1 protein-coding gene is annotated in these 1,092 nt (G+C 64.1%); it reads right to left on the bottom strand.

What is annotated here, in order from left to right:
* Positions 1 to 87: 87 nt before the first annotated feature.
* On the bottom strand, positions 88 to 969 hold the full coding sequence (gene thrB, locus PMX21_RS10025; protein ID WP_006234874.1) for a homoserine kinase: 882 nt from the start codon (positions 967 to 969) through the stop codon (positions 88 to 90).
* Positions 970 to 1,092: the final 123 nt, after the last annotated feature.

The following is a 1,092-nucleotide window of genomic DNA, read 5'->3' as shown; positions in this document are numbered from 1 at the left end:
CGAAGTGCGCAGCGGGGGTCCTGCCATGTCCGAGGACGATTTGGGGGCAAAGCCCCTGGCCTCCCCGGCGAGTATACGGGACGGCGACTACAGGTATTCGATCTGGGCGCCTTCCGTGTCGCACGTGAGGATATGCGTATCGCACTTGGGGAACTGCTCGCGCAGCTTGACCTGCAGGAACTTTGCCACGATGGTGTCGTCGGTCACAGCCATGAGGGTCGAGCCCGAGCCGCTAATCCAGATGGTCTTAGCGCCGCCGTTAAGGCAGGTGTCGCGCACAGCGTTGTAGTCGGGGATGAGGCGGCGGCGATAGGGCTCTTGGATGCGGTCGTCGTTGGCGGCGGCAATCAGGTCAAGGTCGCCGGTCTCCAGGCCGCGCGTCATGCCGGCGATGCGGCCCATCTGCCACACGGCGGTGGAGAGCGGAATCTCCTGCGGCACGACCTTGCGCGCCTCGCTCGTGTGTACCTCGTAGGGCGGGATCACGGTAATAAAACGCAGGCGATCGCTCACCTCGTAGCGCAGGCACTGGGGGAGCGAATCGGTCGGCGTAAAGGAGCAGACGGCGCCGCCCAGGATGGCGGGGGCGACGTTATCAGGATGGCCCTCGACTTCGGTGGCAATGCGGACGAGCTCGGCACGGTCGACGGTGTGGCCCGTCAGCGCGGCGGCCGCCATGATGCCAGCGACGACGCAGGTGGAGCTGGAACCCAGGCCGCGAGCGACGGGCACATCGGTTTGAATGTCGATGGCAACGGGAAAAGCCGGCTCGCCCCATGCAGCCAGTGCATCGACAAAGCTCACGTAGACCAGGTTGTTCTCGTTTTGGAATTCCTCGGGGCAGCCCGTGATGGTGAGTTTGTCGGCGCGCTCGAAGGTGAAGTGCGAGTAGAGGCTGACGGCCATGCCGAGGGTGTCGTAGCCGATGCCTAGGTTTGCGCTCGTGGCTGGGACGGTGATCTTGATCATTGTTGTTGGTCCTCCTGGGGGTCGGTTTCACGCTTGCTCCGCTGCTCGGACAGTCCTGCTCGCACGAAGGCCACATTTAGTGGCCTTCGGCTCGTGCGGAACTCGCGACGGAGCAAGCGTGAA

The organism is Collinsella aerofaciens (assembly GCF_028209885.1).
In the GTDB taxonomy this organism is placed as follows: domain Bacteria; phylum Actinomycetota; class Coriobacteriia; order Coriobacteriales; family Coriobacteriaceae; genus Collinsella; species Collinsella aerofaciens_BA.
The sequence above is the reverse complement of the archived record's forward strand: the minus strand, read 5'-3'. Positions and strand labels throughout refer to the sequence as shown.

What these genes read in the sequence shown, in the direction of transcription:
- thrB (WP_006234874.1), bottom strand. Translation starts at nt 969, where the DNA reads ATGATCAAGATCACCGTCCCAGCCACGAGCGCAAACCTAGGCATCGGC.